The following is a 21749-nucleotide window of genomic DNA, read 5'->3' as shown; positions in this document are numbered from 1 at the left end:
CCCAGATCGATGAAATTCGTTGTTTGAGGGTCCAGATCTCACCGAATCCGAAGTTCACGGCGCTCAGGCATGTCGAAAGCGACACCCGAACGACTACTCTGGGCATCTCATCCATTGGACGTGTCGACAGGAGGGGTGGTTGTGACCACCGAGGTGCGCCGTCTGCGCAACTACATCAACGGAGAGTTCCGGGACGCCGCTGACGGGCGGACCATCGACGTGGTCAACCCGGTGACGGAAGAGGTCTACGCGACCTCGCCGCTCTCCGGACAGGCCGATGTCGATGCCGCGATGGACGCCGCCGCGGCCGCTTTCCCCGCCTGGCGCGACGCCACGCCCGCCGAGCGCCAGAGGGCCCTGCTGAAGATCGCGGACGCCTTCGAGGAGCGCGCCGAGGACCTCATCGCCGCCGAGTCGGAGAACACCGGCAAGCCGCTCGAAATGACCCGCACCGAAGAGGTCCCCCCGATGGTGGACCAGATCCGCTTCTTCGCGGGTGCGGCGCGGCTGCTCGAAGGCCGTTCCGCCGGTGAGTACATGGAGGGCCTCACCTCCATCGTCCGGCGCGAGCCGGTCGGCGTCTGCGCGCAGGTCGCGCCGTGGAACTACCCGATGATGATGGCCGTCTGGAAGTTCGCCCCGGCGCTGGCCGCGGGCAACACCGTCGTCATCAAGCCGTCCGACACCACCCCGGCGTCGACCGTGCTGATCGCCGAGATCATCGGCCGGATCCTGCCCAAGGGCGTCTTCAACGTCATCTGCGGCGACCGGGACACCGGCCGCGCGATGGTCGAGCACCCGACCCCGGCGATGGCCTCCATCACCGGCTCGGTGCGGGCCGGCATGCAGGTCGCCGAGTCCGCCGCCAAGGACGTCAAGCGGGTCCACCTGGAGCTCGGCGGCAAGGCGCCGGTCGTCGTGTTCGAGGACACCGACATCGCCAAGGCCGTCGAGGGCATCTCCGTCGCGGGCTACTTCAACGCCGGCCAGGACTGCACGGCCGCGACCCGTGTCCTGGTCCACGAGTCCATCCACGACGAGTTCGTCACCGCGCTCGCCAAGGCCGCCGCCGACACCAAGACGGGGCAGCCGGACGACGAGGACGTGCTGTACGGGCCGCTCAACAACGCCAACCAGCTCAAGCAGGTCAGCGGCTTCATCGAGCGGCTCCCCGCCCACGCCAAGGTCGAGGCGGGCGGTCACCGGGTCGGTGACAAGGGCTACTTCTACGCCCCGACCGTCGTCTCCGGCCTCAAGCAGGACGACGAGATCATCCAGAACGAGGTCTTCGGCCCGGTCATCACCGTCCAGAAGTTCACCGACGAGGCCCAGGCCGTGGAGTACGCCAACGGCGTCGAGTACGCCCTGGCCTCCTCGGTGTGGACCAAGGACCACGCCCGCGCCATGCGGATGTCCAAGAACCTCGACTTCGGCTGCGTGTGGATCAACACCCACATCCCGCTGGTCGCCGAGATGCCGCACGGCGGCTTCAAGAAGTCCGGCTACGGCAAGGACCTCTCCGCCTACGGCTTCGAGGACTACACCCGCATCAAGCACGTCATGACCTCGCTCGACGACTGATCCTCCCGTCGGCAGACAGGCAGACAGGCAGACAGGCAGACAGGCAGACAGGCAGACAGGCAGATAGGTCACGGCCCCGGGCCCCCGCCCGGGGCCGTTCCCCGTCCCGGAGCCGTCTCCCTTCCCCGCTCCGTTCCCCTTCCGCGGGCCGTCCGGCCGCCGTTCCCCCGGCGCCGTCCCGTTCCCGGGCATCGACAGGGTGTGCGGAGGGAGCACGTGCCGCTGGACGGTTGGTCCATTGCCCGCGCCGTCGGCCGACCGGCATCCTGCGCAGGTGCGAGCAACCCCGAAGAACCCCATGTCCCGCCGGTCCCTGCTGCGCGCCCTCGGAGCCACCACGGCCGGTGCCGCGCTGGCCGGCTGCGGAGTGCCCGCCGCCTATGTGAAGCCCGGTGACCGCGCCGGACGCGACACCTCGGCGAGCGACCACAGCCTGCACTTCGCGAACTGGCCCCTCTACATCGACACCGACGACAAGAACGCGTCGAAGCGGCCCACCCTCGACGGGTTCAGCAGGCGGACCGGGATCTCCGTGACGTACACCGAGGAGATCAACGACAACGACGAGTTCTTCGGGAAGATCAGCCCGGCGCTGATGAACCACCAGCAGACCGGCCGCGATCTGATCGTCATCAGCGACTGGATGGCCGCCCGGTTCGTACGGCTGGGCTGGGTGCAGGAGATGGACCGGGCGAAGCAGCCGAACGTCGCCAAGTACCTGGACCCGCAACTGCGTTCGCCCGCCTTCGACAAGGGCCGCATGCACAGCGTCCCCTGGCAGTCCGGGATCACCGGCATCGCGTACAACCGCAAGAAGCTCGGCCGCGAGATCAAGCACCTGAGCGACCTGTGGGCGGACGACCTGCGGGGCAAGGTCACGCTGTTGTCCGGGCTCGACGAGTCCTTCGCCCTGCTGATGCAGGGGAACGGCGTCGACATCACCCGCTGGCGGCGGGACGACTTCTACCAGGTGTGCGATCAGGTCGAGAAGCTGGTCAGGAAGCGGCACATCCGCCGCTTCACCGGCAACGACTACATCAAGGACCTGTCGACCGGCGATGTGCTCGCCTGCCAGGCCTACTCCGGAGACGTCATCCAGCTCCAGGCCGACAACCCGGAGATCGAGTTCGTGGTGCCCGAGGAGGGCGCCGAGCTCTGGTCGGAGTCGCTCATGATCCCCAACCTCGCGCACCACAAGCGCAACGCGGAGAAGCTCATCGACTACTACTACGAGCCGGAGATCGCCGCCGAACTGGCGACCTGGGTCAACTACGTCTGCCCCGTCCCGGCCGCCCGCGAGGTGCTGGCCTCCGCCAAGGACGAGGAGACCGCCGCACTCGCCGAGGACCCGCTGATCTTCCCCGACGACGCGATGCGCAAGCGGCTCGTGATCGCCCGCGACGTCACGTCGGAGGAGCGCACCGAGTTCGCGAAGAAGTGGAACTCCGTCGTCGGGTTGTGAGCGGTACCAGGGGTGGCGTAAAGGACCTGTAAACACCGGCGTACGCTGCGGACATGAGCGAGCGAAGAGCCCTTTTGAGGCGCGTACGCGTGTGGTTGGCCTTCTTTGTCGTCTGTCTGGTCCTGAGCGGGCTGACCGCCTTCCCGCTCGTCCACGAACTCCACTGGGCCGAGGATCTGCTGAGGTCCTCGGCCTCTCCCGTACCGGAGCACTTCCCGGCCCTGATGGAGTGGATCACCAAGGTCCGCACCGGCCTCGACGAGGCCGACGCGAAGTACCCCTTCGTGCTGTACGGCACCGACTGGCTGGCCTTCGCCCATCTCGTCATCGCGGTCGCCTTCTACGGCCCCTACCGCGACCCGGTCCGCAATATCTGGGTCATCGAATTCGGCATGATCGCCTGCGCCGGGATCATCCCGCTCGCACTGATCTGCGGGCCCATCCGTGACATCCCCTTCTGGTGGTCCGTCATCGACATGTCGTTCGGGGTCTTCGGGGTGATCCCACTGCTCGTCGTCCGCCGCATGATCAAGCGGCTGGAGACGCTGGAGCGGATCCCGCTGCCCGAGACCTCGGCGGCCGCCCCCGAGTCCGCCTCGGCGGGCTGAGTCACCCGGCCGAAGGGGCCCCGAACGCGGCCACCGCTATTTTCATCGCCGTGGCGTTCGTGCCTTCCCCCTTCGCATCCGTCGAGTTGACGCTGTAGACGAGGACCCGGGAGAGATCACGGGTGGCCGCGACCGCCGAGTTGTAGCCCCAGCGGCCGCCCGTCTTGCCCCAGACCTCGCGCCCGCCCAGCCGCATCATCGAGAGTCCCGCGCTGTACGCGGCGGGCTTGCCCGTGCCGTACTCGCGGACCGAGGCGTCCGGCAGCGTGAACATCGCCTGGAGCAGCGGCCCTCGCACCACCCGGCCGCCGAACAGCGCCCGGGTGAAACGCTCCAGGTCGGCGGTGGTCGAGATCAGGTCCCCCGCCGCCCAGGCGTCCGTGGCACCCCACACCGTCACGTCGCGCAACTCGCCGGCCGGGCCGAAGAGCTGGTAACCGTGGTTGTGCGGCCCGCGGATCGTCGGGTCGGCACCGGGGACACGGGTGTCCTTCAGGCGCAGGGGCTCCAGGACGCGGCGGGAGAGCTGCGAGGCGTAGGTGTCGCCCGTGACCCGCTCGATCAGCAGGCCCGCCACGGTGTAGCCGATGTTTCCGTAGTGCTGCTGGGTGCCGGGCGCGAAGTCCGGCTCCAGGGCGGTCGCTTCGCGTACGGCCCGCACCGGGTCGTGCAGATCGAAGCGGTGCGCGTACCAGTCGTCCAGGTCGCCGCCGGAGCCGGTGGACGGGATGCCGCTGGTGTGGTTCAGCAACTGGCGCACCGTGACGTCCTCGTACGCCGCCGGGATCAGATCCGGCAGATAGCGCCGGACCGGCCGGTCCAGGCCGATCCGGCCCTCTCCGGCCAGTTGCAGCACGACGGCGGCCGTGAAGACCTTGGTGACCGAACCGGCCCGGAAGCGGCCGTCCGGGTCCGCCGGCCGACCGGAGGCCAGGTCGTGGACGCCGGCGCTGCCCCGCCAGCCGCCGTCGGTGCCCGAGACCCGCACCAGCGCGGCCGTGGCGTCGCCTGCGGGGAGACCTCGGATCGCGGCCCGCAGCGCCCCGGCGTCCGGCGCCTCCCGTGAGTGTTCGCCCGGCACGGCACGGGCCGGAGCGGCGGTGGTGCCGGTGCCGGTGCCGGTCTCGGACCGGGCCGCCGCGGCGGGGCCCGCCGCGATGCCGAGGACCAGTGCTGTCGCGATGACGGTACGGAACGTGCGGGCGTTCATGTCCAGTGCCTCCCGGGCGTGGAATCCCTCAACTGCTGACGGAATCCATCCTGTTGATCAGCGCGCCCCGTCGGATCCCCCGAGCGGGGGTTTCCCGGGGGGAGACCTTCTCCCCTGTGCGGGGGAGGAGGGATCCGGACCTCCCTCCGGAGAGGGAGTGACGACACCGCACTCGTACGCACAGATCACCGCCTGGATCCGGTCGCGCAGCCCCAGCTTGGACAGCACGTGGCCGACATGGGTCTTCACCGTGTGCTCGCTGACGATCAGCGCGGCCGCGATCTCCGCGTTCGACAGCCCGCGGGCCAGGTGCAGCAGGGTCTCGCGCTCCCGGGCGGTCAGCACGTCCAGGCGCGCCGAGGGCGCCACGGCCGCGGCGGGCGGGCGCGAGGTGTACTCCGCGACCAGCCGACGCGCCACCGAGGGGGCCAGCAACGAGTCCCCGGCCGCCACCACCCGTACCGCGTGCACCAGGTCGTCGCGGCGGACGTCCTTGAGCAGGAATCCGCTCGCGCCCGCGTGCAGCGCCTCGTAGACGTACTCGTCGGAGTCGAAGGTGGTCAGCATGATCGTCCGGCAGCCGGTCCCGGCGCTGATGGCGCGACAGGCCTCGATGCCGTCCGTGCCCGGCATCCGGATGTCCAGCAACGCGACCTCGGGCGCCAGCCGCCGCACGGCTTCGACCGCCGCCCGGCCGTCGCCCGCCTCGGCCACCACCTCGATGTCCGGCTGCGCGTCCAGGATCATCGCGAAGCCGCTGCGCACCAGCTCCTGGTCGTCGGCCACCACCACACGGATCGTCAACTCTCCGCCCCTGTCCTTTGCTCCGTCACGGTCTTCGTCCCCGGCTCCTGCCGCGGTTCCCGCTCGTGCCGTGTTCGCGGAATCGTCACCCGGACCCGGAACCCCCGGCCGTTCGGACCGGCGCCGGTGCGAGCCGTGCCTCCGTGCGCGGCGGCACGTTCCCGGATGCCGACCAGCCCCAGCCCGGCGCCGCCGCCGGGGCCCCGTCCGTCGTCGGTGACGGTGAGGGTCAGCGCCTCGGGCCCGTGGTCCAGCAGGATCCGGACCGTCGTCGCGTCCGCGTGCCTGACGACGTTCGTCAGGGCCTCCTGCACGATCCGGTAGACGGTCGTCTCGACCGCCGGGCCCGGCGGCCGGGGGTGGCCCGTGACCTCGTACGAGACGGCCGGACCGCTGCCGCGCACCCGCTCCACGAGGCCGGGCAGCCCGGCCAGCGCGGGCTGGGGCTCTCGCGGCGCCTCGGGCGGGCCCTCGTTCTCGCGCAGCACGCCGAGTATCCGGCGCAGCTGGACCATCGCGTCCCGGCCCGTCTCCGAGATCGCGTCGAAGGCCGCCTCGGCACGCTCCGGCGCCGTGCGGACCGCCACCGGACCGGCCTCCGCCTGCACGATCATCAGGCTCACCGCATGGGACAGGATGTCGTGCATCTCCCGGGCGATCCGGGCCCGTTCGCGGGCCGCGGCCTGTTCGGCCTCGATCCGGTTGGTCAGCTCCAGCTGACGGGCCCGGTCCTCCACCGCGCGCAGACAGGCCCTGCGCGTCACCGTGAACCGGCCGAAGGCGTAGGCCGCCGCGAACGCGAACAGCGAGAAGAACAGCTCCCTCAGCTCGTCGCTGCCGAGCCCGACCGAGAACAGCACCGCCACCGCCGTGAGCAGCGCGCTCCCCAGCCGCTTCGGCGGCGAGGAGAGCTCGGCCACCGTGTAGAACGCCACCAGGCCGGTGTACGGGAGCGGCTGGCCCGGCCCGTCGACGGTGAACACGTACAGGGCACCGGCCGTCAGCACCGCGAGGAAGACCGCCACCGGCGCCCGGCTGCGGACCACCAGCGGCAGCACCATCAGACTGGTCAGCCCGTACGCCGTCCACGTCGCGTCCGGCAGCTCCGGGGCGCGCGGCACGACGAACGGCATGGTCATGGCGGCCTGGACCAGCAGAGAGACGAGCAGGTCGCCGCCGAGGAGGCCGGTCCGCGGGGTGTGACCCGGCGCTCCCGTCAGGACGTCTCGTATCCGCATCGATCGGTGCTCTCAGCGCTTCCGCGTCACCCCGCCGCCCGCCCCGGGGACGCACGGTCCACCGGGTGGGTGCCCGTGCCGTCGAGCCGGGGATTCCGGACCCGCGAACGGGGCGCGACCTCGGAACGGGGCCGGCCGGGAACCGGGGTGGTGCGGGGATCGGTCACGGCGCTGCTCCTCCTGCTCCGGGCCCGGCATCAAGGGAGACGGGGCAGGCCCATGATGCCGGACCGGCCAGGAGGTCCAGGGCCTGCCTTCGAAGTGCCGCCTGCCGTGCGGTGTCCGGCACGCGCGCCGCGAGGGGGCGAGAGGGCGGCCCAGGGTGCCGGACCGCTCAGGGAGTGGTGGCCGCCGCGGTGTCGGTGAGGACGCGGCGCAGGGCGTCGACCCGGTTGGTGGTGATCGAGTCGACGCCGTGCCGGACGAGACGGCGCATGGTCCGGCGGGTGTCCGCCGTCCACGTGGAGACCAGCAGACCGTCCCGGTGCAGCCGGTCCGTCAGTTCCCGGTCCACCAGCCCGAAGCGGTAGTTCAGCCAGCGCGGCCGCACCGCGTCGAGAAGCACGGCGCGCGGCGGTGCGGGGGTCGTCCAGGTCATGGCGATCTCCGCGTGCGGGTCGGCGGCCCGCACCCGGAGCATCGCGCCGGGGCCGGCGCAGTAGTACACCCGCTCGCCCGCGCCGCACTCGTGCACCGCACCGACGGTCCTGCGGACGGAGCCGTCGGTGGAGCCCGGCAGATCGATCATGAGGCGGTGCGCCCCGGCGGCCGACAGCGCCTCGCGCAGGGTGGGCACGCCGCCCCGGGTCAGCTCGGTCAGCTCCTCGTGGGTCAGCCGGTCCAGCCGCACGTCATGGCCCCACAGCCGCTTCAGCGTGGCGTCGTGCAGCAGGACCGGTACGCCGTCGCGGGTGACCCGTACATCGATCTCGACCGCGTCCGCCCCCCGGGCGAGGGCGGAGCGGATCGAGGGGAGGGTGTTCTCGCGGACCCGGTAGGGATCGCCGCGGTGGGCCACGGCGAGGACTGAGGTGACCATGGGGCCATTGTGGCCACCGGGGGTCACCCGCCCGCGCGCTCCAGCCAGTCCGTCGTGTATGTGTCGATCTCGGCGGCCAGCCTCCGCTTGCCCGCCGCGTCCAGGTACGACGCCTCGACGGCGTTCTTCGCCAGTGACGCGAGACCCCGCTCGTCCAGATCGAGCAGACGGGCGGCGACCCCGTACTCGTTGTTGAGGTCCGTGCCGAACATCGGCGGGTCGTCGCTGTTGATGGTGACGAGGACGCCCGCGGCCACCATCTCCTTGACCGGGTGCTCCTCGATGTCCGCCACCGCGCGGGTCGCGATGTTCGAGGTCGGGCAGACCTCCAGCGCGATGCGGTGCTCGGCGAGATGGGCCAGCAGCTTCGGGTCCTGGACGGCGCTGGTGCCGTGGCCGATGCGCTCGGCGCGCAGATGGGTCAGGGCGTCCCAGATGGTCTGCGGTCCGGTCGTCTCCCCGGCGTGCGGCACCGAGTGCAGGCCCGCGGCGATCGCCCGGTCGAAGTACGGCTTGAACTGCGGGCGACCCACCCCGATCTCCGGGCCGCCGAGACCGAACGAGACGAGCCCCTCGGGCCGCAGGTCGACCGCGAGCCGGGCGGTCTCCTCGGCGGATTCGAGCCCGGCCTCGCCGGGGATGTCGAAGCACCAGCGCAGCACGACGCCGAGCTCGGCCTCGGCCGCCTTGCGGGCGTCCTCTATGGCCTCCATGAACGCCTGCTCCGGAATGCCGCGCCGGGTCGAGGAGTACGGGGTCACGGTCAGCTCCGCGTAGCGGATGTTCTGCCGCGCCATGTCCCGGGCGACCTCGAAGGTCAGCAGGCGGACGTCCTCCGGGGTGCGGATCAGGTCCACGACGGAGAGGTACACGTCGATGAAGTGCGCGAAGTCCGTGAAGGTGAAGTAGTCGGCGAGCGCCTCGGGGTCGGTGGGCACCTTGGAGTCGGGGTGGTGCGCGGCCAGTTCGGCGACGATGCGGGGCGAGGCGGAACCGACATGGTGGACATGCAGCTCCGCTTTGGGCAGCCCCGCGATGAAGGGGTGCAGATCGGTCATCGGACTCTCCGCGGCGTGGAACGGTTCGGTGCCGGGCACGGTGGGCCGGGCAGGGGACGGGGATCATCGTAGGCCGGGGCCACCGGCGGGCAGCGGGGCCGTAGCATGACGGGATCACGATGGGGGAGGCCCATGTCAGACAACACAGAGCAGCCCGAGGGCGGGGCCGCGCCGCGCGATCCGTGGGCTCCGCCGGACAACAAGGTGCCGTTGGAGAAGCAGGCCGGTGATCCTCGGCCGCCCTCGGTGCACAGCCAGCCCACGGTCGCCTCGGTGCCGGGGGCCGGGGAGGACCCCGCACCGGCCGACGCACCGCCGGGATTCGGTTCGCCGACGCAGCCCGGACCGGTGCCCGGAGCCGGTTTCGGACCCGGTGAGGTACCGCCGCCGCCCGTCGGACCGAACGGGCCCGGCCAGCAGATTCCGCAGGCCCCGCCGGTCGCCGGACCGTACGGCTATCCGGCCGCGCCCGCCCCGCAGTACGGCGGCTACCCCGGCTACCCGGGTTACCCCCAGGCGCCCTGGGGCGGTCCGCCGCCCGCCAACGGCATGGGCACCGCGGCCATGGTGCTCGGCATCCTGGCCATCTGCATGTTCTGCATCTACGGGATACCCAGCCTGATCCTGGGCGCACTGGCCCTGATCTTCGGGATCCTCGGCCGCAAGCGGGCACAGCGCGGTGAGGCGACCAACAGCGGTCAGGCGCTCGCCGGGATCATCATGGGCTCCATCGGCATCGTCTTCGGCGTGGCGATCATCAGCTTCTTCATCTGGCTGTTCGTCGCCCACGGCGATGAATTCGAGGACAGCGGCTACAACGACGACCCCTACTCCACGTCGCTGGTCGTCGAGGTCACTCGCTAGGGCCTGTCTTCACACTGCGGTCGTCCGGCCGGAGGTCGGGCCGTGCGGCGTCCGTGCCGTGCGGTGCACGGCACGCACACCAGCTCGCCGCTTCGCGGGGCCGCCCCGGTACGCCCGGTACCGGGGCTGTCCTCGGCCCGGCGATCGCACGCGCCGGACACCGCCGACCCCGCACTCCGGCCGGGACCCGGCCTGCCCTCCGGCGCGCCCTCCGGCCCGGACCCCGGATGGACGACGTCACTTCCGGCACACGCCTCGGGCCCTTCGCCGGGCCGTGCCGGACCCCGCGCGCCCGGCCCGAACCGAACGAGAGGCCCGGCGGCCCGGCCCCGCCAGGCACCCGGGCACCCCGGGCCACCGGCCCCACAAGGCACCCGGGCCACCGGCCCCACAAGGCACCCCGGGCACCCGGCCCCACAAGGCACCCCGGGCACCCGGCCCCACAAGGCACCCGGGCCCCCAGGCACCCGGCCCACCGCCCCCTCAAGCGGCGCGCAGCTCCGTCCGCGCCTCCATCAGCGCGAACCCCAGCAGATTCAGCCCCCGCCAGCTCGCCGGACTCGCCGCCCGCTCGTCGTCCGCCGCCAGGCCTATGCCCCAGATCCGGTCCATCGGGCTCGCCTCGACCAGCACCCGGTTCCCGGTGTTCAGCAGGAACTCGCGCAGCTCCGGATCGCTGCCGAACTTGTGCACACTGCCGGCCACCACCAGGGCGAACCGCTCCCGCTGCCACACCGCGTCGTCGAAACCGCGGACCAGCCGCCCCACCTTCTTCGCCGCCGCCGGGCTCTTCGCCGCCACCGCCGCCGCCTCCGACTCGGCATCGCCGAACAGACGGGCCTTGGCGGCCATCATCCAGTGCTCGGCCGAGGCGTAGCGCACGCCCTCGACCGTGAAGGGCGACGGCCACCACTGGCTGAGGCAGCTCGCGCCGATGCGGCCGTCGGGCCGTGGACGGTGCCCCCAGAAGTGCAGGTACTTCACCTTCTCGCCGCGCGCGGTCCGTGCCAGGAGATCGTCCATGTGTTCCATGACATGCGATTCTGGCATTCGCCACTGACACTCCGTACGGGGATTTCCGTACCGACGCGACACATGGTCGACAGATTCCGTCGCGTAACCAAAAGGCAACAACGGAATCACTTGTTGGGGTTGTCCCCCTCTGCCAGGATCGGCACTCAAATCGAGCAGAGGCTACGCCGCCCCCGCATTCCGGGGTGCGCGGCGGAGGAGATCGTCATGGCCAACGGCATCCAGGTGCGGGACCGCTTCGCGGACGGCGCACAGTACATCGGCGGAAAGCTGCGGCCCGGAACATCGGGACGTCACCACGACGTGGTGAATCCGGCCACGGGCGAGACCGTCCTCACCTACGAGCTGGCGGGCACCGCCGACGTGGACGCCGCCGTGGCGGCCGCCCGTGAGGCGTTCCCGGGCTGGTCGGGCGCGACGCCCGCCGAGCGGGCCGAGGCGATGCACCGCTTCGCCGCCGTCCTCGCCGAGCAGGCCGACGACTTCGCGCAGGTGGAGTCCCTCCAGTGCGGCAAGCCGATCAAGCTCGCCACCGAGTTCGACGTGCCCGGAACCATCGACAACACCTCCTTCTTCGCCGGTGCCGCCCGCCATCTGGAGGGCAAGTCGGCCGCCGAGTACGACGGCGACCACACCTCGTACGTACGCCGTGAGGCGATCGGTGTCATCGGCTCCATCGCGCCCTGGAACTACCCGCTCCAGATGGCCGCCTGGAAGGTCCTCCCGGCCATCGCCGCGGGCAACACCATCGTGCTGAAGCCCGCCGAGATCACCCCGCTGACCTCGCTGATGTTCGCCCAGGCGGCCACCGAGGCGGGCATCCCGGACGGTGTGGTCAACATCGTCACCGGCGCGGGCAAGGACGCCGGCGAGCACCTCGTCGGCCACCCGGACGTCGTCATGACCTCCTTCACCGGCTCCACCGCCGTCGGCAAGCGGGTCGCGGAGATCGCCACCTCCACCGTCAAGCGCCTCCACCTCGAACTCGGCGGCAAGGCCCCCTTCGTGGTCTTCGACGACGCCGACCTCGACGCCGCGGTCAACGGCGCGGTCGCCGGAGCGCTCATCAACACCGGCCAGGACTGCACCGCCGCCACCCGCGCCTACGTCCAGCGCCCGCTGTACGACGCCTTCGTCCAGGGCGTCGCGGCGCTCATGGAGACCGTCCGGCTCGGCGACCCCTCCGACCCGGCGACCGACCTCGGCCCGCTGATCAGCCACGCCCAGCGGGACCGGGTCGCCGCGTTCGTCGAGCGCGCCCGCGCCCACGCCACCGTCGTCACCGGCGGCGAGGCCCCCGGCGGCGCACTGGCGGCCGGCGCGTACTACCGGCCGACGCTGGTCGCCGGAGCCGCCCAGGACAGCGAGATCGTCCAGTCGGAGATCTTCGGCCCGGTCCTGGTCGTGCTGCCCTTCGACACCGACGACGAGGGCATCCGCCTCGCCAACGACACCCCGTACGGACTCGCCGCCTCCGCCTGGAGCCGCGACCTCTACCGCGCCAACCGCGCCACCCGCGAGATCAAGGCGGGCTGCGTCTGGGTCAACGACCACATTCCGATCATCAGCGAGATGCCGCACGGCGGATACAAGGCCAGCGGCTTCGGCAAGGACATGTCGTCGTACTCCTTCGAGGAGTACACACAGGTCAAGCACGTCATGTACGACAACACCGCGGTCGCCCGCAAGGACTGGCACCGCACGATCTTCGGGGACCGATAACCCGGCCGACCCCCGGCCACCCACACCCGAAAGGGCACAGCGCATGGAGCAGTACGAGCCGGAGCGCCTCTCCGCGGCCCAACTCGCCGCGATGCGACGCAGCCTCACCAGCGGCCGGGGCGCCCTGACCCGCCGATCGCTACTCCGCGCCTCCGGCATGGGGGCGCTGGCGATCGGCGGGCTGGGCACACTGAGCGCCTGCGGCATCCCGCCCGCCAAGCGGGAGGGCGACGCCGCCGCGGCCTCCGACGACCACTCGGCGAAGGAGAAGCAGATCAACTTCTCCAACTGGACCGAGTACATGGACGTCACCGACGACGGCAAGCACCGGCCCACCCTGGAGGCGTTCACCGCACGCACCGGGATCGAGGTCAAGTACACCGAGGACATCAACGACAACGTCGAGTTCTTCGGCAAGATCAAGCCGCAGCTCGCGGCCGGACAGGACACCGGGCGCGACATCATCTGCGTCACCGACTGGCTGGCCGCCCGCGTCGTCCGGCTCGGCTGGGCGCAGAAGCTCGACGCCTCGAACCTGCCGCACGCCTACGCCAACCTCTCGGCCCAGTTCCGCTCCCCGGACTGGGACCCGGGCCGTGCCTACTCGTACCCCTGGGCGGGCATCCCGGCCGTCATCGCCTACAACTCCAAGGCGACCGGGGGCCGCAAGGTCGACTCCGTCAGCCAGCTCCTCGACGACCCGAAGCTCAAGGGCCGGGTCAGCTTCCTCTCGGAGATGCGCGACACGATCGGCATGACCCTGCTCGACCTGGGCAAGGACCCCGGCACGTTCACCGACGCCGACTACGACGCCGCGATCGGCCGGCTCCAGAAGGGCGTCGACAAGAACCAGATCCGCCGCTTCACCGGCAACGACTACACCGCCGACCTCGACAAGGGCGACATCGCCGCCTGCGTCGGCTGGGCCGGCGACATCATCCAGCTCCAGGCCGGGAACCCGGACATCAAGTACGCGATCCCGGCCGCCGGCTACGTCATATCCAGCGACAACCTGCTGGTCCCGGTGAAGGCCCGGCACAAGACCAACGCCGAGAAGCTCATCGACTACTACTACGAGCCGAAGGTCGCGGCGAAGCTCGCCGCGTACATCAACTTCGTCTGCCCGGTCGACGGGGTCCGCGACGAGCTGGCGAAGATCGATCAGGCGATGGCCGACAACGTCCTGATCCTCCCGGACCGGGAGATGGCGTCCCGGTCGCACGCCTTCCGCTCGCTGACCAGCAAGGAAGAGACGGCGTACGAGGAGAAGTTCGCCAAGCTGATCGGCGCCTGACCGCCGCGCCCGCCCCACCCGATCTCCCGTTCCCCCGATCTTCCCCGATCTCCCTCTGACACCACCGGGACCGCGATCCATGACACAGCAGCAGACCGGCGGCGACGTCCGCCTCACCGGGATCAGCAAGACCTACGGCTCCTTCGCAGCCGTCAAGCCGCTCGATCTCACCGTCCCGCAGGGCACCTTCTTCGCGCTGCTCGGCGCGTCCGGATGCGGCAAGACCACCACCCTGCGCATGATCGCGGGCCTGGAGGAGGCCACCACCGGCACGGTCTCGCTCGGCGGCCGGGACATCACCGGGCTCCCCCCGTACAAACGCCCGGTCAACACGGTCTTCCAGAGCTACGCGCTCTTCCCGCACCTCGACATCACCGAGAACGTCGCCTTCGGTCTGCGCAGGCGCGGCATCAAGTCGGTGAAGAAGCAGGTCGACGAGATGCTGGAGCTCGTCCAGCTCGGCGACTTCGCCAAGCGCAAGCCCCACCAGCTCTCCGGCGGCCAGCAGCAGCGCGTCGCCGTCGCCCGCGCCCTGATCAACCACCCGCAGGTCCTGCTGCTCGACGAACCGCTCGGCGCCCTCGACCTCAAGCTGCGCCGCCAGATGCAGCTCGAACTCAAGCGCATCCAGACCGAGGTCGGCATCACCTTCATCCACGTCACCCACGACCAGGAGGAGGCCATGACCATGGCCGACACCGTCGCGGTGATGAACGGCGGCCGGGTCGAACAGCTCGGCGCCCCCGCCGATCTGTACGAGAACCCGAGGACGACCTTCGTCGCCAACTTCCTCGGCACCTCCAACCTCATCGAGGGCGAGGTCGTCTCCACGGGCACCGACCTCGTGGTGGCCGCGGGCGGCGGCAGGCTCCGACTGCCCGCCGACCGGTGTACGGCCCCGACCGGCAGCGGCGGCAAGCTGCTCCTCGGCGTCCGCCCGGAGAAGATCTCGCTCGCGCACGCCGACGACGCGGACACGATCGCCGACGGCCGCAACCGGGTCACCGGCCGGATCGTCGACTCCAGCTTCATCGGCGTCTCCACCCAGTACGTGGTGGAGAGCCCGGCGGGCAAGGCGCTCCATGTGTACGAGCAGAACGTCGAGAGGCGCGCGGGACTCGTGGTCGGCGCCGAGGTCGTCCTGCACTGGAACCCGGCGCACACCTTCGGCCTGGACGCCGCACAGGACATCGACGCCGGTGTGGAGACGGTGGAGGACGCGGCGTGACCGTCACCCAGGAGGCACCACCGGCGCCCGCCACCGCGCAGCCGGAGACACGCAAGCCCTCCACCCGCAAGCGCCTCGTCCCCTACTGGCTGCTGCTGCCCGGCATCCTGTGGCTGATCGTCTTCTTCGCGCTGCCGCTGGTCTACCAGGCCTCGACCTCCGTACAGACCGGCTCCCTGGAGAAGGGCTTCGAGGTCACCTGGCACTTCCAGACCTACTGGGACGCGCTGACCGACTACTACCCGCAGTTCATCCGGTCCCTGCTCTACGCCGGCACCGCCACCCTGCTCTGCCTGCTGCTCGGCTATCCGCTCGCGTACCTCATCGCGTTCAAGGCGGGCCGCTGGCGCAATGTCGTCCTGGTGCTGGTCATCGCGCCGTTCTTCACCAGCTTCCTGATCCGCACGCTCGCCTGGAAGACGATCCTCGCGGACGGCGGCGCGGTCGTGGACGTACTGAACACCCTGCACGTCCTGGACGTCACCAGCTGGCTCGGCTGGACCGAGTCCAACCGGGTGCTGGCCACGCCGATGGCGGTGGTCTGCGGGCTCACGTACAACTTCCTGCCGTTCATGATCCTTCCGCTCTACACCTCGCTGGAGCGGATCGACGGCAGGCTGCACGAGGCGGCCGGCGATCTGTACGCCACCCCCGCCACCACCTTCCGCAAGGTGACCTTCCCGCTCTCCATGCCGGGTGTCGTCTCCGGAACCCTGCTCACCTTCATCCCGGCCAGCGGCGACTACGTCAACGCGGAACTGCTGGGCTCCACCGACACGAAGATGGTCGGCAGCGTCATCCAGACCCAGTTCCTGCGGGTCCTGGACTATCCGACGGCGGCCGCGCTCTCCTTCATCCTCATGGCGGTCGTCCTGATCATGGTCACCGTCTACATCCGCCGCTCCGGGACGGAGGACCTGGTCTGATGCCCGTACTGCGCTGGATTCGCCGCAATCTGATCGTCATCGCGGGTCTGCTGACCCTCGCGTACATGATCCTGCCCAACGTCGTCGTCATGGTGTTCTCGTTCAACAAGCCGAACGGGCGCTTCAACTACGCCTGGCAGCGCTTCTCCCTGGACGCCTGGAAGGACCCCTGCGGCGTCGCCGACATGTGCGGCTCGCTCTCGCTCTCCCTCCAGATCGCCGTCTGGGCCACCGTCGGCGCGACCGTCCTCGGCACGATGATCTCCTTCGCGCTGGTCCGCTACCGCTTCCGGGCGCGCGGCGCGATCAACTCGCTGATCTTCCTGCCGATGGCGATGCCCGAGGTCGTCATGGCCGCCTCGCTGCTCACGCTCTTCCTCAACATGGGCGCGCAGCTGGGCTTCTGGACGATCCTGATCGCGCACATCATGTTCTGCCTGAGCTTCGTCGTGACGGCCGTGAAGGCGCGCGTGATGTCGATGGACCCGAGGCTGGAGGAGGCGGCCCGCGACCTGTACGCCGGGCCCGTGCAGACCTTCCTGCGGGTGACGCTGCCGATCGCCGCCCCCGGGATCGCGGCGGGAGCGCTGCTGGCCTTCGCGCTCTCCTTCGACGATTTCATCATCACCAATTTCAACGCGGGCTCCACCGTGACCTTCCCCATGTTCGTCTGGGGATCGGCACAGCGCGGCACGCCCGTGCAGATCAACGTCATCGGCACGGCGATGTTCATCATCGCTGTCATGGTGGTGGTCGTCGGCCAGCTGATCGCGAACCGGCGCAAGAACAGCGCACGATAGAAAGTCCTGAAGGAGTTGGAAACCATGGCCCCAGCTGCCATGCGCACTGCTGCACGATCACTCTCCGACGCGAAGCCCGTCTCGTTCTGGCTGGACGACCCCGGCAGGCCCGAGGCGCTGCCCGCGCTCACCGGTGACGAGCACTGCGACCTGCTCGTCGTCGGCGGCGGCTACAGCGGACTGTGGACCGCGCTGCTCGCCAAGGAACGCGACCCGGAACGGGACGTCGTCCTGATCGAGGGCCACGAGGTGGGCTGGGCCGCCTCGGGCCGCAACGGCGGATTCTGCGCCGCCTCCCTCACCCACGGCCTGCCCAACGGCCTGGAGCGCTGGCCGGAGGAGATCCACAAGCTGGAGGAGCTGGGGGAGCGCAACCTCGACGCCATCGAGGCCGCCGTCGCCCGGTACGCGATCGACTGCGAATTCGAGCGCACCGGCGAGATCGACGTCGCCACCGAACCCCACCAGCTCGAAGAGCTCCACACCTGGCACCAGGAGGCCGAGAAGCTCGGCTTCACCGGCTCGGAGTTCCTGGACGGGGACGCGCTGCGGGCCGAGGTCGACTCGCCGACCTTCCTGGGCGGCCTCTGGGACCGGCGCGGCGTCGCCATGCTGCACCCCGCCAAGCTGGCCTGGGGCCTGAAGCGGGCCTGCCTCGACCTCGGCGTGCGGATGTACGAGCACACCCGGGGCCTCGAACTCGCCAGGTCCACCACGGGAATGGCCGTCCGCACCCCCTACGGAAGGGTCTTCGCACGCCGGGTCGCACTCGGCACGAACATCTTCCCGTCGCTGGTCAAGCGGGTGCGGCCGTTCACCGTGCCGGTCTACGACTACGCGCTGATGACCGAGCCGCTCACCGCCGACCAGCTCGCCGCCATCGGCTGGCGGAACCGGCAGGGGCTGGGCGACAGCGCCAACCAGTTCCACTACTTCCGGCTGTCGGCCGACAACCGCATCCTGTGGGGCGGCTATGACGCGATCTATCCGTACGGCGGCCGACTGAGCGCCGATCTCGACCAGCGTCCGGAGACTTTCCTGAAGCTCGCCGGTCAGTTCTTCGAATGTTTTCCGCAACTGTCGGGGATTCGTTTCAGCCATGCCTGGGGCGGGGCGATCGATACCTGTTCGCGCTTTTCCGCGTTCTTCGGCACGGCCCATCAGGGCCGGGTCTCCTATGCCGCCGGATTCACCGGTCTCGGCGTCGGCGCCACCCGTTTCGGGGCCGATGTGATGCTCGATCTGCTGGCGGGTGAGCAGAACGAGAGGACCGCGCTGGAGATGGTCCGCAGCAAGCCGATGCCGTTCCCGCCCGAGCCCTTCGCCTGGGCCGGGATCGAGCTCACCAAGAGGTCCCTGGCCAGGGCGGACAGCAATGGCGGCCACCGCAACCTCTGGCTGCGGACGATGGACCGGCTGGGGCTCGGCTTCGACAGCTGAGCCCGGCGGCCCGGTCACCCCTGCGGGTGACCGGGCCGTTTTCTTTTCCATTCGCCGCCCGAACCCGCGTAATCGATCGGCGTCATCCCGCTCTCCTTCGTGAAAGCACCGGTCGCACGAGGCCGGTGCATACGGACGGGAGACGAATGATGGCCGGCGCGGGGGTCGCAGCAGCAGTCGAATGGCTCGTATCGGTGGCGCCGGATCCGGACGCCTGCCGAGAGGAATGGGAACGCAATCCACGCGGGGTGGTGCTCCTTCCCGCCGGGCGGCGCTGGGACGCGCTGATTCTCCCCGGGGAGCTGGGCCGTCCCACCCTCGACGTACTGACCCGGCTCATCGACAGGCCCGGCCCCGTTCTCTCCGACTTCGGCGACGCCCGGATGGGCTTCTTCGTGGAGCCCGGCACCGCCTCCCGCTGGCTCGGCACCGGCGTGCGGGGCGCGGGGCAGGGCACCTGGATCGTCGTGCCCCACCCGGGCCGGGCGTCCAACGGCGGGGTGCGGTGGCTGATCCCGCCCGACGGCGCGGGGACCCTCACCGACACGACCCTCCTGGAACTCGCGATGCACGAGGCGGCCGCAGGCCCGGCCCGGGGAGGCGGCGACTGACGGCGACCGGCCGCGGGCGGGAACGGCACGGGCGGCCGGGCGGCCGGGGTACGGGGGCACCGGGCGACAGGGCGGTCGGGATGCCCGGATACCGGGCGGCCCGGGCGGTCCGGAACTGTCAGAGGTCTTGACAACCTGATTGGTCTGGACCATGTTGTGGCGGCCGCACTCAATTCCCCCATGCACGGAGGCCGTTGTGGAACGCACGGGACCCCCCGCCCGCTCGACCGGAGTCGTGGCCGCCTTCGCGGCGGCCCTGCTCGCCGCCGGTGGCCTGACCGCCCTGGCCCCGTCCGCCGCCGCCGCCGACGCCGACCAGGCGCGCAACGGCGGCTTCGAGTCCGGCCTGGACGGCTGGAGCTGTACCGGCGGCAGCGGAGCCGTCGTCAGCACCCCGGCCCACAGCGGCACCTCGGCGCTGAAGGCGACCCCGGCCGGCAGCGACAACGCCAAGTGCTCCCAGAAGGTGACGGTCCAGCCGGACTCCACCTACACGCTGAGCGCCTGGGTGCAGGGCTCCTACGTCTACCTGGGCGCGGAGGGCACCGGCACCACCGACGTGTCCACCTGGACCCAGTCGTCGACCGACTGGAAGCAGCTCACCACCACGTTCAGGACGGGACCGTCCACCACCAGCGTGAGCGTCTACACCCACGGCTGGTTCGGCACCCCCGCCTACTACGCCGACGACCTCACCCTGGTCGGGCCGGGCGGCGCCCCGGTCGAGCTCCCGGCCGCCCCCACCGGGCTCAAGGCCGGCACGGCCACCTCCTCCTCGGTCGCCCTCTCCTGGACCGGTTCCGCCGGGGCCACCGGCTACAACGTCTACCGGGACGGCACGAAGGTCGCCTCGGTCACCGGCACCTCCACCACCGTGACCGGCCTCGCCGCCTCGACCGCCTACAGCTTCCAGGTCGCCGCGACCAACTCCGCCGGGGAGTCGGCCAAGTCCGCCGCCGTCGCGGCCACCACCACCGCGGGCGGCGGCGGGAGCACCGGCGGCCTGCCCGCCCACGCGCTCGTCGGCTATCTGCACTCCAGCTTCGCCAACGGCTCCGGCTACACGCGGATGGCGGACGTGCCCGACTCCTGGGACGTCATCGACCTCGCCTTCGGCGAACCGACCTCGGTCACCTCGGGCGACATCCGCTTCTCGCTCTGCCCGGTCACCGAGTGCCCGAACGTGGAGTCCGCCGCCGAGTTCAAGGCGGCCATCAAGGCCAAGCAGGCCGCCGGGAAGAAGGTGCTGATCTCCATCGGCGGCCAGAACGGCCAGGTGCAGCTCACCACCACCGCCGCCCGCGACACCTTCGTCTCCTCGGTCAGCAAGATCATCGACGAGTACGGCCTGGACGGCCTCGACATCGACTTCGAGGGCCACTCGCTCTCGCTGAACACCGGGGACACCGACTTCCGCAACCCGACCACCCCGGTCGTGGTCAACCTGATCTCCGCGGTGAAGACCCTCAAGGCCAAGTACGGCGACAAGTTCGTCCTGACGATGGCCCCCGAGACCTTCTTCGTCCAGCTCGGCTACCAGTACTACGGCTCGGGCCCCTGGGGCGGCCAGGACCCCCGGGCGGGCGCCTACCTCCCGGTCATCCACGCCCTGCGCGACGACCTCACCCTGCTCCACGTCCAGGACTACAACTCGGGCTCCATCATGGGCCTGGACAACCAGTACCACTCGATGGGTGGCGCGGACTTCCACATCGCCATGACCGACATGCTGCTCACCGGCTTCCCGGTGGCGGGCGACCAGACCAAGGTCTTCCCGCCGCTGCGCCCCGAGCAGGTCGCCATCGGCCTGCCGGCCTCCACCCAGGCGGGCAACGGCCACACCTCGCCCGCAGAGGTCACCAAGGCGCTGAACTGCCTGACGAAGAAGACCGACTGCGGCTCCTACGCCACCCACGGGACCTGGCCCGCGCTGCGCGGGCTGATGACCTGGTCGATCAACTGGGACCGGTTCAACAACGGGGAGTTCTCGAAGAACTTCGACGCCTACTTCGGCAGCTGAGCCCCAGCGGCAGGAGCAGGATCCCGCACAGGAACCAACTGCCCAGCACGTCCAGCGGCCAGTGGTAGCCGCGCAGCACCAGACCGATGCCCGTCGCCGTGGTCAGCAGGACAGCGGCGACGGGCATCATCCACGACCACGGCCGCCGCGCGTACGGCGCGAGCAGCAGCGCCGCCGCCCCGTACGCCACCATGGACGTCGCGGCGTGGCCCGAGGGGTAGTAGCCGGTGGCCTCCGTCAGCGGCCCCGGACGGGCGATCCAGTCCTTCAGCGCGACGACCAGCAGGGGCACCGCGCCCATGGTGAGCGCCGCGCACAGCGGCGCACGGCGCGCGCCGCGCACCAGCGCGAGGACGAGCGCGCAGCCCAGCACGGGGAGAGCGACCTGCATGTTGCCCAGATCGGCGAGGAATTCGGTCACTCCGGCGGGCCCGTGTCCGACGACCGCCCGGCCCGTCCGCTCGTCGAGCGCGCGCAGCGGGCCACCGGACGCGATCTGCCAGGTGGTCAGCGCGAGGAGCGCCAGGAGCGGCAGCACCGGGAAGAGGAGAAGAGCCGGCCGCCCGGGAACAGGGGGGGTGGTTCCGGGGCGGCCGGTCGGACCGGTTTGCCGCGCGCCCCGGGGGGTCTGGGGCGAGCGGCCATCCGATCGGTGAGGAGTTCCGGAGCCGGAGGCTCCAGCGGTGTGCGCGAAGGCACGGCCAGGACGGCGCTGGGGAAGCTCCGGCCCGGCATCGCCCGCAGTCCCCTGCGGGCGGGGTGTTTCTCTCATCTGCAGAAACCGTACGGCAGCCGATGGGGGACCGACAGCG

At 70.7% G+C, this 21749-nt stretch carries 19 protein-coding genes; 12 read left to right on the top strand and 7 right to left on the bottom strand.

What is annotated here, in order from left to right; genetic code table 11:
* Nucleotides 1-141: 141 nt before the first annotated feature.
* From ACFVFH_RS25975 to ACFVFH_RS25965, 3 genes are all read left to right on the top strand, one after another.
* Nucleotides 142-1581, top strand: coding sequence for a gamma-aminobutyraldehyde dehydrogenase (locus ACFVFH_RS25975; protein WP_383772869.1), 1440 nt, complete (start codon nt 142-144; stop codon nt 1579-1581).
* A 298-nt stretch (nt 1582-1879) separates the two neighbouring features.
* A complete protein-coding gene (locus tag ACFVFH_RS25970; RefSeq protein WP_383773187.1) occupies nt 1880-3043 on the top strand; it encodes a spermidine/putrescine ABC transporter substrate-binding protein in 1164 nt (387 codons plus the stop codon).
* Between the two features lie 53 nt (nt 3044-3096).
* Nucleotides 3097-3651, top strand: a complete 555-nt coding sequence (locus ACFVFH_RS25965) for a hypothetical protein (RefSeq protein ID WP_383772867.1) — start codon at nt 3097-3099, stop codon at nt 3649-3651.
* Nucleotide 3652: 1 nt separating this feature from the next.
* On the opposite strand, the gene ACFVFH_RS25960 is transcribed toward ACFVFH_RS25965, so the two are convergent.
* The 5 genes from ACFVFH_RS25960 to ACFVFH_RS25940 form a co-directional block, all read right to left on the bottom strand.
* On the bottom strand, nt 3653-4861 hold the full coding sequence (locus tag ACFVFH_RS25960) for a serine hydrolase domain-containing protein (protein WP_383772865.1): 1209 nt from the start codon (nt 4859-4861) through the stop codon (nt 3653-3655).
* 57 nt (nt 4862-4918) lie between these two features.
* Entirely contained in the window at nt 4919-5665 is a 747-nt protein-coding gene (locus tag ACFVFH_RS25955) for a response regulator (RefSeq protein ID WP_383772863.1), read from the bottom strand.
* On the bottom strand, nt 5662-6804 hold the full coding sequence (locus ACFVFH_RS25950; RefSeq protein ID WP_383773185.1) for a sensor histidine kinase: 1143 nt from the start codon (nt 6802-6804) through the stop codon (nt 5662-5664). Before ACFVFH_RS25950 ends, ACFVFH_RS25955 begins: the two co-directional genes overlap by 4 nt.
* 433 nt (nt 6805-7237) lie before the next feature.
* On the bottom strand, nt 7238-7942 hold the full coding sequence (locus ACFVFH_RS25945) for a glycerophosphodiester phosphodiesterase (RefSeq protein WP_383772861.1): 705 nt from the start codon (nt 7940-7942) through the stop codon (nt 7238-7240).
* A gap of 23 nt (nt 7943-7965) precedes the next feature.
* Nucleotides 7966-9000: an adenosine deaminase gene (locus ACFVFH_RS25940; protein ID WP_383772859.1), complete on the bottom strand. Its 1035-nt coding sequence runs from the start codon at nt 8998-9000 to the stop codon at nt 7966-7968.
* Nucleotides 9001-9132: 132 nt separating this feature from the next.
* Between ACFVFH_RS25940 and ACFVFH_RS25935 the strand changes: the two genes are divergently transcribed.
* The gene (locus ACFVFH_RS25935; RefSeq protein ID WP_383772857.1) at nt 9133-9864 is read left to right on the top strand and encodes a DUF4190 domain-containing protein; all 732 of its coding nucleotides are present in this window, start codon (nt 9133-9135) and stop codon (nt 9862-9864) included.
* Nucleotides 9865-10347: 483 nt separating this feature from the next.
* Here the strand turns inward: ACFVFH_RS25935 and ACFVFH_RS25930 are convergent, their stop codons facing one another.
* Nucleotides 10348-10887, bottom strand: coding sequence for an NADAR family protein (locus ACFVFH_RS25930; RefSeq protein ID WP_383773183.1), 540 nt, complete (start codon nt 10885-10887; stop codon nt 10348-10350).
* 216 nt (nt 10888-11103) lie between these two features.
* On the opposite strand from ACFVFH_RS25930, the gene ACFVFH_RS25925 reads away from it, so the two are divergent.
* From ACFVFH_RS25925 to ACFVFH_RS25890, 8 genes are all read left to right on the top strand, one after another.
* Complete coding sequence (locus ACFVFH_RS25925) at nt 11104-12618, top strand: gamma-aminobutyraldehyde dehydrogenase (protein ID WP_383772855.1); 1515 nt, start codon at nt 11104-11106, stop codon at nt 12616-12618.
* Between the two features lie 43 nt (nt 12619-12661).
* Nucleotides 12662-13912, top strand: coding sequence for a PotD/PotF family extracellular solute-binding protein (locus ACFVFH_RS25920; RefSeq protein ID WP_383772853.1), 1251 nt, complete (start codon nt 12662-12664; stop codon nt 13910-13912).
* A gap of 79 nt (nt 13913-13991) precedes the next feature.
* Entirely contained in the window at nt 13992-15140 is a 1149-nt protein-coding gene (locus ACFVFH_RS25915) for an ABC transporter ATP-binding protein (protein ID WP_383772851.1), read from the top strand.
* Entirely contained in the window at nt 15137-16066 is a 930-nt protein-coding gene (locus ACFVFH_RS25910) for an ABC transporter permease (protein ID WP_383772849.1), read from the top strand. The genes ACFVFH_RS25915 and ACFVFH_RS25910 overlap by 4 nt, the downstream gene beginning before the upstream one ends.
* Nucleotides 16066-16866: an ABC transporter permease gene (locus ACFVFH_RS25905; RefSeq protein WP_093540672.1), complete on the top strand. Its 801-nt coding sequence runs from the start codon at nt 16066-16068 to the stop codon at nt 16864-16866. The genes ACFVFH_RS25910 and ACFVFH_RS25905 overlap by 1 nt, the downstream gene beginning before the upstream one ends.
* Nucleotides 16867-16890: 24 nt before the next feature.
* Nucleotides 16891-18306: an NAD(P)/FAD-dependent oxidoreductase gene (locus tag ACFVFH_RS25900; RefSeq protein WP_383772847.1), complete on the top strand. Its 1416-nt coding sequence runs from the start codon at nt 16891-16893 to the stop codon at nt 18304-18306.
* Nucleotides 18307-18455: 149 nt separating this feature from the next.
* The gene (locus tag ACFVFH_RS25895; protein ID WP_383772845.1) at nt 18456-18917 is read left to right on the top strand and encodes a hypothetical protein; all 462 of its coding nucleotides are present in this window, start codon (nt 18456-18458) and stop codon (nt 18915-18917) included.
* Nucleotides 18918-19113: 196 nt separating this feature from the next.
* Nucleotides 19114-20937, top strand: a complete 1824-nt coding sequence (locus ACFVFH_RS25890; RefSeq protein ID WP_383772843.1) for a chitinase — start codon at nt 19114-19116, stop codon at nt 20935-20937.
* On the opposite strand, the gene ACFVFH_RS25885 is transcribed toward ACFVFH_RS25890, so the two are convergent.
* Complete coding sequence (locus ACFVFH_RS25885) at nt 20888-21709, bottom strand: phosphatase PAP2 family protein (protein ID WP_383772841.1); 822 nt, start codon at nt 21707-21709, stop codon at nt 20888-20890. The genes ACFVFH_RS25890 and ACFVFH_RS25885 overlap by 50 nt on opposite strands.
* Between the last annotated feature and the right edge of the window lie 40 nt (nt 21710-21749).

The sequence above is a fragment of the Streptomyces sp. NPDC057697 genome, from assembly GCF_042799335.1.
GTDB lineage: Bacteria > Actinomycetota > Actinomycetes > Streptomycetales > Streptomycetaceae > Streptomyces.
This window is presented reverse-complemented; position numbering and strand designations above follow the sequence as displayed.

Coding starts and splice junctions, on each gene's coding strand:
- ACFVFH_RS25970 (WP_383773187.1), top strand. CDS start 1,880: ATGTCCCGCCGGTCCCTGCTGCGCGCCCTCGGAGCCACCACGGCCGGT.
- ACFVFH_RS25965 (WP_383772867.1), top strand. CDS start 3,097: ATGAGCGAGCGAAGAGCCCTTTTGAGGCGCGTACGCGTGTGGTTGGCC.
- ACFVFH_RS25960 (WP_383772865.1), bottom strand. CDS start 4,861: ATGAACGCCCGCACGTTCCGTACCGTCATCGCGACAGCACTGGTCCTC.
- ACFVFH_RS25950 (WP_383773185.1), bottom strand. CDS start 6,804: ATGACCATGCCGTTCGTCGTGCCGCGCGCCCCGGAGCTGCCGGACGCG.
- ACFVFH_RS25945 (WP_383772861.1), bottom strand. CDS start 7,942: ATGGTCACCTCAGTCCTCGCCGTGGCCCACCGCGGCGATCCCTACCGG.
- ACFVFH_RS25940 (WP_383772859.1), bottom strand. CDS start 9,000: ATGACCGATCTGCACCCCTTCATCGCGGGGCTGCCCAAAGCGGAGCTG.
- ACFVFH_RS25935 (WP_383772857.1), top strand. CDS start 9,133: ATGTCAGACAACACAGAGCAGCCCGAGGGCGGGGCCGCGCCGCGCGAT.
- ACFVFH_RS25930 (WP_383773183.1), bottom strand. CDS start 10,887: ATGGACGATCTCCTGGCACGGACCGCGCGCGGCGAGAAGGTGAAGTAC.
- ACFVFH_RS25925 (WP_383772855.1), top strand. CDS start 11,104: ATGGCCAACGGCATCCAGGTGCGGGACCGCTTCGCGGACGGCGCACAG.
- ACFVFH_RS25920 (WP_383772853.1), top strand. CDS start 12,662: ATGGAGCAGTACGAGCCGGAGCGCCTCTCCGCGGCCCAACTCGCCGCG.
- ACFVFH_RS25915 (WP_383772851.1), top strand. CDS start 13,992: ATGACACAGCAGCAGACCGGCGGCGACGTCCGCCTCACCGGGATCAGC.
- ACFVFH_RS25905 (WP_093540672.1), top strand. CDS start 16,066: ATGCCCGTACTGCGCTGGATTCGCCGCAATCTGATCGTCATCGCGGGT.
- ACFVFH_RS25900 (WP_383772847.1), top strand. CDS start 16,891: ATGGCCCCAGCTGCCATGCGCACTGCTGCACGATCACTCTCCGACGCG.
- ACFVFH_RS25895 (WP_383772845.1), top strand. CDS start 18,456: ATGGCCGGCGCGGGGGTCGCAGCAGCAGTCGAATGGCTCGTATCGGTG.
- ACFVFH_RS25885 (WP_383772841.1), bottom strand. CDS start 21,709: ATGAGAGAAACACCCCGCCCGCAGGGGACTGCGGGCGATGCCGGGCCG.